Annotated in this window: 10 protein-coding genes; 5 read left to right on the plus strand and 5 right to left on the minus strand. The window is 72.1% G+C overall.

The features are described 5' to 3' along the window. Window positions 1–6: 6 nt before the first annotated feature. From LG278_RS04650 to LG278_RS04660, 3 genes are all read right to left on the minus strand, one after another. Complete coding sequence (locus LG278_RS04650) at window positions 7–672, minus strand: class F sortase (protein ID WP_404391415.1); 666 nt, start codon at window positions 670–672, stop codon at window positions 7–9. A 153-nt stretch (window positions 673–825) separates the two neighbouring features. Further along, on the minus strand, window positions 826–1,626 hold the full coding sequence (locus tag LG278_RS04655) for a DUF4397 domain-containing protein (protein WP_404391417.1): 801 nt from the start codon (window positions 1,624–1,626) through the stop codon (window positions 826–828). A gap of 325 nt (window positions 1,627–1,951) precedes the next feature. Next, entirely contained in the window at window positions 1,952–3,199 is a 1,248-nt protein-coding gene (locus LG278_RS04660; RefSeq protein WP_404391419.1) for an NAD(P)/FAD-dependent oxidoreductase, read from the minus strand. A gap of 335 nt (window positions 3,200–3,534) precedes the next feature. Between LG278_RS04660 and LG278_RS04665 the strand changes: the two genes are divergently transcribed. Next, a complete protein-coding gene (locus tag LG278_RS04665; protein ID WP_404391421.1) occupies window positions 3,535–4,833 on the plus strand; it encodes an SGNH/GDSL hydrolase family protein in 1,299 nt (432 codons plus the stop codon). A 174-nt stretch (window positions 4,834–5,007) separates the two neighbouring features. Here the strand turns inward: LG278_RS04665 and LG278_RS04670 are convergent, their stop codons facing one another. Then, the gene (locus LG278_RS04670; protein WP_404391423.1) at window positions 5,008–5,832 is read right to left on the minus strand and encodes a tryptophan-rich sensory protein; all 825 of its coding nucleotides are present in this window, start codon (window positions 5,830–5,832) and stop codon (window positions 5,008–5,010) included. Between the two features lie 134 nt (window positions 5,833–5,966). Continuing rightward, window positions 5,967–6,737, minus strand: coding sequence for a dimethylargininase (ddaH, locus tag LG278_RS04675; protein ID WP_404391425.1), 771 nt, complete (start codon window positions 6,735–6,737; stop codon window positions 5,967–5,969). Between the two features lie 159 nt (window positions 6,738–6,896). On the opposite strand from ddaH, the gene LG278_RS04680 reads away from it, so the two are divergent. The 4 genes from LG278_RS04680 to LG278_RS04695 all read left to right on the plus strand — a co-directional run bounded on the left by LG278_RS04680 (window position 6,897) and on the right by LG278_RS04695 (window position 10,898). Then, entirely contained in the window at window positions 6,897–7,673 is a 777-nt protein-coding gene (locus tag LG278_RS04680; RefSeq protein ID WP_404391427.1) for a MerR family transcriptional regulator, read from the plus strand. Between the two features lie 72 nt (window positions 7,674–7,745). After that, on the plus strand, window positions 7,746–8,780 hold the full coding sequence (locus LG278_RS04685; RefSeq protein ID WP_404391429.1) for an aspartate-semialdehyde dehydrogenase: 1,035 nt from the start codon (window positions 7,746–7,748) through the stop codon (window positions 8,778–8,780). Between the two features lie 271 nt (window positions 8,781–9,051). After that, entirely contained in the window at window positions 9,052–9,741 is a 690-nt protein-coding gene (gene tmk / locus LG278_RS04690) for a dTMP kinase (RefSeq protein WP_404391431.1), read from the plus strand. Continuing rightward, entirely contained in the window at window positions 9,738–10,898 is a 1,161-nt protein-coding gene (locus LG278_RS04695; RefSeq protein ID WP_404391433.1) for a DNA polymerase III subunit delta', read from the plus strand. Before tmk ends, LG278_RS04695 begins: the two co-directional genes overlap by 4 nt. The last annotated feature ends 14 nt before the right edge of the window (window positions 10,899–10,912 follow it).

Here is a 10,912-nt window from a genome sequence, read left to right on the forward strand (position 1 = left end):
ACGCCCTCACGACACCGGGGTAGCGGTGACGACGACATTGCGGTCATAGGACTTCGTCTCGGGGTCGAAGGCGCCTGCGCAGGTGACCACGTGGAGCACCGGCGCGACGTCCCGAGCGAAGAGTGTCGTGAGGTCGAGCTGGGCCTTGCGGACGCTACGGACGTCGGACACGGCATACCGCGTCGTCGTGCCCCCTGACCGCACGACGAGGGTGTCACCCCGGCGGAGCTTCTCAACGGCGGCGATCGGGCCGACGCCATAGCCCGGCATGTCGAGGTGGGCCGCGAGGACCGTGGCGCCGCGGCGGTCGCCGGGGCGGGGGCCGAACTGGTACCAGCCGACCTCGGCGGGCGTGCGCGGCAGTGCCATCTCGCCGCCGCGGGCCACACCTACCGGGCGCACCGGCATGTCGATGTCGAGACGCTCGATGGTGAAGCGGGTGGGTGCCGGGCGGGTGGTCGGCGCGGCCTGGGTGGCCGGCCGCGCCTTGGGCTGGTCGGCGCGCCGGGCCGGTGGTGCGTCGGTCGACGCGGCGGGGCTGGTCGCCCCAGCCGCACCGGCCGACGCACCGATGGCCTCAGCAGCCGGCACCCCCGACAAGGCGTCGGAGGGCCGGGTCACCCAGAACGTCACGAGCCCCGCCAGGAGGGCGACCGCCAGAGCTGCGGCCACCCCCCTGGCTCCACCGGGGCGACCCGTCGCCGCGTGCCGGCGGGGGACCGGTGCGGGGGTGCGGTGTCGGGTCATCATCTCGGTGCTCTCGGAGTGGTCTACGAGTGGTGAGGGCTCGGCGTCGGTGGTGCGTGGAGTCGCTCTCGCGGCTGGTCAGCGCACCGAGGCGGCGCGGCGACGGCTGGCGAGCACCAGGCCACCGGCCACGGCGGACACGCCGGCGATGGCGGCCCAACGGGCGGCCTGCGACGACTCGTCACCCGCACCGGCGGGGACGCCACCGGGGGCGGAGTGCATGCCGGTGAGGACCTGCGTCGCGAGGGCGAGGTTCTGGTCGGCCGCGCTGCCCCACGCGTAGACGATCGTGTTGGTGCCTTCCTTGAGGTCGACGTCGGCCGGGCCGATGGCCACGGTGTCGGTGCCCGCGAGCACGACGTCGGCGCTGATCGTGCCGGCGTCGAGGTCAGCCTTGGCCTCGTTGGGGTTGGTGAGGTCCTTGAAGGCCACGGTGCCGTTGGCGCGCACGTCGACGGCCGGGGCCGCGGCGGTGTGGCGCACGGTGATGCGAGCCTTGCCCGCGTCGATGGCCGAGGTGTCGTTGACGAAGGGCGTCAGGATCGGCTTGCCGGCCTCGTCGAGGTGCGCCACGACGGTGATGTTGGCGTCACCGGGGACCTGCACGTCGTTGGCCTCGATGACGGCCGCGCCGCCGGCACCGGCGCCGGCTGCGGTGACCTTGAGGTCGTAGGTGCCCTCGGGGAGCATCAGCGGGTCGGTCAGCGTGCCGGGCTTGAAGTCGGTGAGCAGCTCCTTGCCGTTGGCGTAGACGTCGACGGTGGCGCCGGGGACGGCGTGCAGGATCGACACCGTGGCGTCCGCGGCGTGGGCCGGGGCGGCGAGCGCCACCGGGGCCAGGGCGAGGGAGGCGACTGCGGCGATGCGAAGGGTCTTCATGAGATGTCCTTTCAGAGCGGCACGTGCTGTGAGTTGCCGATGGGGTTGCTGCTGAGGGGTTCTGCGGTGAAGAAGCAACGGCTCGTGGTGACCGTCTGCCCCTTCTTCCGCGGCGGGGGTCCGTCTGGATGCAGCTCGCCCGAACTTTCTGAGATTCCGCCTGCGACGCGGTCCGGAGCGCGGCGACCCGGGAGCACGCCCCATCACCACTTCGCCCCCACACCCTCCAGTGCGCCGCTCCGCCTCGCCCGCCACCCGTGATGTGGCTGGAGTGACCACGAGGCCACTCGACGGAGACCCGTCGACCGGGCCCGCCGACCCCTCGTCAGGCGAGGTGGCTGCTCACGGCCTCGGCGGCGCGCTGCCCCGAGACGAGGGCCCCCTGGATCGAGGCGGTGTCGCGGTGGTCGCCGCAGACGAAGACGCCGTCGCCGATCGTGACGGCCCGGCGCACCTCGAGCGGGGGCGCCATCGCCGTCAGTGCGGCGTCGACGCGGTGCCGGGTGACGGTGCGCCATCCGGCCGTGTCGCAGCCGTAGATCTCGCCGACGTGGCGCAGCACCTCACCTTCGGAGGCGTCACCGTCGGGCCGGTCGAGCAGGCAGGTCGCCTCGACGAGGTGTCGCGCCGGCGGTGCATAGCTCGGCGCGGTGGCGGTGAGCACGGTGGTGTTCCACACCGGCCCCGGCACGTGCTCGGTGCGCCGGCCGTCGAGGGCGATGAGCGGCAGGTGGGTGGGGGGCTCGGGCGCCTCGAACCACCACGTGACCAGTCCCCTGGTCGTGGGCTCGGGGATCGGGGTGAGCCGTGCCGCGCCGATCGGGTCGGTGGCGACCACCACGGCCCGGGCGCGCACCGGCGCATCCTCGACCTGCACGTCGACGCCGCCGTCGCGCGGCGTGATCGACTCGACGCGGTGGCCGAGCCGCACGCGGTCGCCGAGCGGTGCTGCCAGCTGCTCGGGCAGTGCCTTCATGCCCCGCGCGGGCACTGCCGGACGGCCGAGGGCGAACATCCGCACGAGCAGCTTGGTGAAGTTGGCCGACGACGAGCCGTGGCTGTCGGCGAGCACCCCGGCGAGGAAGGGGTCGATGATCTCCTGACGAAGCCGTCCGGTCACGCCGGCCTCGTCGAGCGACTCGGCGAGCGTCGAATCCGGTTGGCGCATCATGGCTTTGGGGTCGGCGATGGCGCGTGCCGTCCAGCGGGTCACCCCGACGAGCTCGCGCGGGCGAAGGTAGCCGCTGCGCACCGTCTGGGAGAGCAGCCGCGGCTCGCGCACCGGGTCGGCCACGACCTGGAGGCCGTCGAGGCGCCGCACCAGCACCCCGGAGCCGAAGGGCTTGAGGTCGAGCGCGCCGACGTCGACCCAGCGGCGCACCGCGGGGTAGGCGGGGTTGAGCACCTGGAAGCCGCGGTCGCAACGGAAGCCGTCGATGACGTCGGTGCGCACCCGGCCCCCGACCGCGTCACCCGACTCGAGCACGATCACGTGGCGCCCGAGCTCGGTCAGCCGCCGCGCGCAGCGCAGCCCCGCCAGACCTGCACCCACGATGACGACGTCAGCGTCCACGAACGGATCACCTCACTGCTCGAGCGGCCCCCGGGGCAGCCTAGTGGCCGGGCGCCCGAAACGGACGATCCGCCCCCGCCGTTCACGTGCCCCCGGTCCGGCGCCACACGGCATACCTGACGGGGCCCGACCACCCCGCAGGTATGCCGTCCGGCGGCGTCCGCGACGGAGCCCCCGCCCGGGCGAAGCAGCCGTTCGGCGCCACCGGGTGACCGCTCGTCGCTCGAGCGCTACCAGCGGGCGACGGGCGGGCGCGAGCTCGTTGTTGGGGTGTTTCGTACCGTTTTAGCCTGATTCCGGTCGCAAGGAGGCGGCCCCGAGACAGTGAGGTCCCGATGCTGAGCACACGCTTCACCTCCACCTCCACCACACCGCCACCACACCGCTCGAGAGGGCGCACCGGTCGCCTCCTCGCCGTCGCGGCCAGTGCCGTCACGCTGAGCCTGGTCGGGTTCGGCCCGGCCTCCTCGGCCCCCGCGCCGACGCCCAGCCCGCTCGCGTCCTCGTCGGGTGTCTCGACCGGTTGGGTGGGCAGCTGGGCGACCGCGGTCTACCGGGCCAACGCGTCCGGCCCCTCGGCGACCGGTTTTGCCAACCAGACCCTGCGGCAGGTGACCCACCTGTCGGTCGGGGGCGACAGGGTGCGCGTGCGCCTGACCAACGTCTTCGGCACCCAGCCGCTCGTCGTCGGGTCGACCACCGTGGCGCTCCGGGGCGCAGAGGGTGGCGCGAGTGCGTCCTCACCCTCGCCGGTCACCTTCAACGGCAACTCGAGCGTCACCATCCCACCCGGAGCCGAGATGGTGTCCGACCCGATCGCCATGACGGTCGCCGACGACTCCGACCTCGTGATCAGCACGTTCCTGCCGGTTGCCACCGGGCCGGCGACGTGGCGCAGCTCGGGCTGGTCGACGTCCTACGCGGCGGCCGGTGACCTGACGGACGACACGGCAGGGTCCGGTTACTCATCGGTCGGCGCATCCTTCTACTTCCTCGACGGGGTCGACGTCTACACGCGCTCTGCCGGTGCGGTCGTCACCTTCGGCGACTCGATCACCGAGGGATGCTGCTCGGCGTCGTTCGTCGACGCCAACGTCCGCTACCCCGACTTCCTCGCCGACCGACTCAACTCGGGCGGGCCGAAGATGGGTGTGCTCAACGCCGGCATCAGCGGCAACCAGGTGCTGCGTGACGGTGCGGGCGCCAGTGTGCTCGCGCGCTTCGAGCGAGACGTCCTGGGGCAGACCGGTGTGCGCTCCGTCATCCTCCTCGAAGGCATCAACGACATCGGCACGACCAGGGGCGCGCTCGACCCGGCGCAGCTGATCGCGGTCTACCGGCAGTTCATCAGCCGCTCGCACGACGCCGGCATCAAGGTCTTCGGGGCGACGCTCACGCCCTACGGCGGTGCGGGCTACTACTCCGAGGCGGGCGAGGCCGACCGGCAAGCCGTCAACGCGTGGATCCGCACGAGTGGCGAGTTCGACGGCGTCATCGACTTCGACAAGGTGATCCGCGACCCGCGCAACCCCTCGCGGATGCTGCCGATCTACGACCCGGGTGACCACCTGCACCCCAACGCAGCCGGCTACGCGGCGATGGCGGCGGCCGTCCGGCTGGCCCCGCTCCGCTGACGACCACCCACCCGGGCTGTCGGGAAGTGGGCACTCGACTGGACGGAAGGTCGAGTGCCCACTTCCTGTCGAGGGTGGGGCTGTTCCGGCGACCCCGCGGCGTCGGGAAGTGGGCACTCGACGGGAGAGAAGGTCGAGTGCCCAGTTCCCGACGGTCGGGGAGGCGTGCAGGGATCAGCGCGCGGCGGCGGTGCTCCGGGTGGGGGCGTCGACGGCCGGCGCCGTGCGTCGAGCCGCCCAGACGGCGGCCAGCACGACGACGGCCGCAAGGGCTGCGGCGACTCCGGTCGCCGCCGAGGACGGCTCGTCGGTGAGTCGGCCCACGGCGATCCAGGCCAGGCCCCAGGCCATCGCGAGGGCGATCGCCCACCGCGCGCCCAGCCGTTGCGCGAAGAGGACGCCGAGGCCGGCCGCGACGGCGATGACCACGACGGCGGCGACCTGCGAGCCGGTGCTGCCGAGGTCGACGCCGGAGTCGACGAGGGCCGCCGTGATGTTGGCGCAGGACGCGACCGCGACCCAGCCGAGGTAGAGCCCGAAGGTCCAGTCGAGCACGACCCGCTCCAGCAGCGACCTCGCCGGCTCGGCCCCCAGCCGGACGACGAGCAGCCCCAGCGCGAGCGCCAGAGCGAGGATGACGATGACGCTCACCCAGATCCAGCCCTGCTGCGTGACGAGCAGCCAGGCCGCGTTGAGCAGCATCGAGGCCGCGGCCAGCCACCCCGTGCTGCGCACCCGCTCACGCATCGCGTTGCGAGCGGGGAACTGCCACACGGCATACGCGAAGAGCCCGAGGTAGATGACGCTCCAGATGCTGAAGGCGGGCCCGGCCGGGGCGATGAGGGTGGCCGTCGCGGCGAGCGCGCCGCCCGACGACTCCTCGACACGGGTGCCGAGCACCCCCACGCCGACCAGGGTGCCGAAGACGCAGAGCACCTCCGCGACGAGCACCGACACGCGGCGCACCTGGTCGGCGGTCGTCAGGGTGCTGGTGGTCACGGGGGGCACTGGAGGTGCCGTGGGTGCCGAGGGTCCGCTCGTCGTGCTGCGGGTGGGCCGGTCGGTCATGCCAGATCTCCGATTCAGTCACTAACTTGATTGCTCAGTTGGTTAACGACCGTAACAGAGATCGCTCAGCCGCGAAGCCGCACCGACAGGCAGGTGACGCAGCCCTCGACCTTCTCGAACTCGGAGATGTCGACCGTCGTGACGTCGTGGCCACGCGACTCGAGCAGCTGCGCGGTGCGCGGTGCGGCGGCCGACATGAGCACCGAGTTGCCGCCGAGCAGCACGACGTGGGCGCCGGATTCCTCTGGGACAGCGAGGAATCGGTCCCACACGGTTGGGTCGTCGACGAGGGGTGGATAGCCGATGATGCTGCCGTCGGGCAGCGCGGTGACGGCCGACTTGAGGTGCAGCACCTTCGTCACCGGCACAGGCAGGACCTCGACGCGATGGCCGGCCAGGGCGGCGCGCAGCTGCTCGATGCCCGACGCGTTGGTCCGCCCGCCGACACCCACCCAGATCGTGCGGCCGTGCTTGAGCACGTCGCCCCCGTCGAGGGTGCCGGGCTCCTCGATCTCGGTGACGCGGTAGCCCTGCGACTCGACGGCCTCTCGCACCCCGACGCGCTCGGCGCGCCGCTCGGGGGCTCCCGACCGGCAGAGCACGGCGACGTCGCCGTGCACGACGACCTGGTCCTCCACGAAGACGCCGTCGGGACAGTCGTCGACAGGTGGCGCCTCGATGACGGACCAGCCGCGTCGCTGGAGCACCTCGACGTACTCGCGCCACTGCCGCAGTGCCAGGTCGGGGTCGACGGCGCCCGAGCGGGCAATGTGCGTCACGAGCCCTTCCGCGAGACGGGGCGAGGGTCGGCGGACGAGGGCGAGGCGACGGTGCACGCGATCACTCTAGGGCGCGCGCCCAGCCGCTCGGGCGGCCAGCGCCTACCGTGGGAGGAGGCGAGCGCATACGACCGGGAAGGTCTGCAGCGAAACGGACTTGACCCTCACGCGACGTGAGGCGGCAACCTCGATCTCATGACCACCACGGAGCGAAGGATGCAGGAGAAGACCACCTGGACGGTGGGGCAGGTGGCTGACGTCTTCGGAGTGACGGTGCGCACCCTGCACCACTACGACGAGGTCGGCCTGCTCGTGCCGAGCGAGCGCTCGGCCGCGGGCTATCGGCTCTACACCGACGGTGACCTCCGGAGACTGCAGCAGATCGTCGTCTATCGCCGCCTCGAGCTGTCCCTCGAGCAGATCGCGACCCTGCTCGCGGGCGACGAGGACGCGAGCGTGCACCTGCGCCGGCAGCGCGAGGTGGTCATGACCCGGCTCGACGAGCTCACCGACATCGTCGTGGCCATCGACCGAGCACTGGAGAGAGAGATGGAAGAGCGACCTGCCACGACCGCCGAGCTCAAGGAGCTCTTCGGCGACGGCTTCAGCGACGAGTACGAGCAGGAGGCGCAGGAGCGCTGGGGTGAGACCGACGCCTGGAAGCAGTCGCAGTCGCGCACCACGCGCTACAGCCAGGCCGACTGGGCAGAGGTCAAGGCCGAGATGGATGCGGTCAACGCCGCCTTCATCAGAGCGCTGCAGGCCGGGGAGCCGGCGACGAGCGTGGCGGCGATGGACGCAGCCGAGGCGCACCGCCTGCACATCCACGAGCGCTTCTACGACATCTCGCACGACTTCCACCGCGGCCTCGCCGACATGTACGTCGCCGACCCCCGCTTCACGAAGACCTACGACGACCTGGCGCCCGGCCTCGCGGCATACGTCAAGGAGGCGATCCACGCGAACGCGGACCGTCACGCGACCGGCGGCTGAGCACTTCGACGCGCCTGACCGACAGGTGAACGCGGCGGGGGAGGGCCACCTCCCCCGCCGTAACCTTGGGGCATGCGAGTCGGAGTCTTCGGAGCAACGGGTCAGGTCGGCGGGGTCATGCGCACCCTCCTCGAGGAGCGCGACTTCCCCGTGTCGCAGGTGCGGTTCTTCGCGTCGGCGCGGTCGGCGGGCACGACGTTGCCGTTCAAGGGCGAGGACGTCACCGTCGAGGACTCGGCCACGGCCGACTTCTCCGGCATCGACATCGCGCTCTTCAGCAACGGCGGTGCGGCGAGCCGCGAGCTCGCGCCCAAGGTCGCCGCAGCGGGCGCCACCGTCATCGACAACTCGAGCGCGTGGCGCAAGGACCCCGAGGTGCCGCTCGTCGTCTCCGAGGTCAACCCCGGCGACCTCGACGACATCCCCAAGGGCATCGTCGCCAACCCCAACTGCACGACGATGGCCGCCATGCCGGTGCTCGCCCCGCTCCACGAGCGCGCCGGGCTCGTGCGCCTGCACGTCTCGAGCTACCAGGCGGTCAGCGGCTCGGGTGGCGTCGGCGTGCAGGAGCTCGATCGCCAGCTCAAGGGCACGTATGCCGCGGGCGACCCCACCGGGCTCGCGCTCGACGGGCGCGCGGTGGCCGTCCCCGAGGCCCAGCTGTATGCCGTGCCCGTCGGCTTCAACGTCGTGCCGCTCGCGGGGTCGATCGTCGACGACGGCTCGCTCGAGACCGACGAGGAGCAGAAGCTGCGCAACGAGTCGCGCAAGATCCTGCACGCCCCCGACCTGCGGGTCTCGGGCACCTGCGTGCGCGTGCCGGTGTTCACGGGGCACAGCCTCGCGATCCACGCCGAGTTCGCCGACGACCTCTCGCCCGAGGAGGCTCTCGACCTGCTCAAGAACGCCCCCGGCGTGATCGTCACCGACGTGCCCAACCCGCTCGAGGCGGCTGGTCGCGACGAGGTCTTCGTCGGGCGGGTGCGCGCCGACCAGGCGGCTCCCGAGGGCAAGGGCCTCGTGCTCTTCGTCGTCGGCGACAACCTGCGCAAGGGCGCGGCGCTCAACGCCGTGCAGATCGCCGAGGAACTGGTCAAGCGCCGCTGAGCCGGACTGCCGGACCTGTCTGCGAATCAAGCGGCGGATCAGTCGGCGGTTGCTGCTGCCCTGGCGACACCAAGTGCAGACTGATCCGCAGATTGACGCCGACGGGATCTGTCTGCGGATCAAGCGGCGGCTGCTGCTGCCCTGGCGACACCAAGTGCAGACTGATTCGCAGATTGACGTGCATGGGCGATCTGTCTGCGGATCAGTCTGCGGGTGGTGCAGCGGTGGGCGGCACGGAGAGACCGTCACCGGGGTCGCATAGGCTCGGCGCGTGACGGAGAACTTCGCGGCGAGACTCGGGTCCGCCGCTCCGCGCGGCACGACAGCCCCCGGGCTCTTCGTCTGCTTCGAGGGCGGGGACGGGGCCGGCAAGTCGACCCAGGTGCGACTGCTGACCCAGCTCCTCGAGGGGCGCGGGCGCGAGGTGGTCGTCACCCGCCAGCCCGGCGGCACGCCGCTCGGCTCGCAGATCCGTCAGCTCGTGCTCCACGGCGACCACGTCGCCGCCCGCGCCGAGGCACTGCTCTTCGCCGCCGACAAGGCGCAGCACGTCGACCAGCTCATCGCGCCGGCGCTCGCGAGGGGCGAGGTCGTCATCACCGACCGCTACACCGACAGCTCGATCGCCTACCAAGGTGCCGGCCGTGAGCTCGGCGCCGACGAGATCCGCGCGTTGCAGCACTGGGCCGTGGGTGGCGTTCTGCCCGACCTGACCATCGTGCTCGACGTCTCTCCCGAGGCGGGCCGAGCCCGACGCGGCGACGTGCACGACCGGCTCGAGTCCGAGGCCGATGTCTTCCACGCGGCGGTGCGGCAGGGCTTCCTCGATCTCGCCGCGCAGGACCCCGGCCGTTACCTCGTCGTCGACGCGGCCCTGCCGGTCGACGAGATCCACGCCCGCGTCGTCAAGGCGGTCGCCCGCATCGACGCCGCTGCCTCCACCGCACAGGGCCCGCGATGACGGTCTGGCGCGATCTCGTCGGTCAGGAGCCGACCGTCGAGACCCTCTCCCGGGCGGTGCGTGACGACGCGGCGATGACCCACGCGTGGCTCTTCACCGGTCCGCCCGGCAGCGGTCGGTCGACCGCGGCCCGTGCCTTCGCCGCCGCGCTCCAGTGTCCGCAGGGCGGCTGCGGCGAGTGCGTCGAGTGCCGCACCGCGCTCGACGGCACCCACGCCGACGTCAAGGTCGTCGCCACCGAGGGCCTCTCGATCAAGGTCGCCGAGGCCCGGGCCCTCGTGCAGGAGGCCGCGTTGCGTCCCTCGGTGGGCCGCTGGCGGATCATCATCATCGAGGACGCCGACCGACTCACCTCCTACACCGACGCCCCGGCCGACGCGCTCCTCAAGGCCCTCGAGGAGCCCACCCCGCGCACCGTGTGGATGCTCTGCGCCCCCAGCCTCGAGGACGTCATCGTGACGATCCGCTCGCGGTCGCGGCACGTCCGTCTGCGCACGCCCCCCGTCGAGGCGGTTGCCGACCTGCTCCAGCGCCGTGACGGTGTCGACCCGTCCATGGCGCTGCACGCAGCCCGTGCCGCCCAGTCGCACATCGGTCTGGCACGGCGTCTGGCCCGCGACGAGCAGGCGCGCATCCGCCGGCGTGACGTCGTCGCCATGTCGACCAAGATCGTCGGGGTGGGAGACGCGATCGGCGCCGCCGCCGACCTCGCGCAGATCGCCGACGAGGAGTCGAGCGCCTCGGCGAGCGAGCGCGACGCGGCCGAGCGAGCGCGCCTGCTCGAGACCCTCGGCGCCGACCCCACCGCGCGCACCCAGCCGCCGCACATCCGCTCGCAGGTCGCTGCTCTCGAGAAGGAGCAGAAGAACCGCGCCACGCGCCACGGCCGCGACGTCGTCGACCGCGCCCTCATCGACCTCGCCTCGGTCTATCGCGATGCGCTCGTGCTGCGTCTCGGCTCCGACGTCGACCTCGTCAACCCCGATGCGATGGACAAGGTGCGTGGCCTCGCCAGTGTCTTCACCGCCGAGCAGCTCCTCGGTGCGATGGACGCGATCACCGAGGCCCGCGACCGCATCAACGCCAACGTGCCGCCGCTGCTCGCGCTCGAGGCGATGGCTCTCCAGCTGCGCATGCCCCGCGACCTGGGCATGTGAGCACGATGCTCCCC

This window comes from Humibacillus xanthopallidus, from assembly GCF_044793955.1.
GTDB lineage: Bacteria > Actinomycetota > Actinomycetes > Actinomycetales > Dermatophilaceae > Humibacillus > Humibacillus xanthopallidus_C.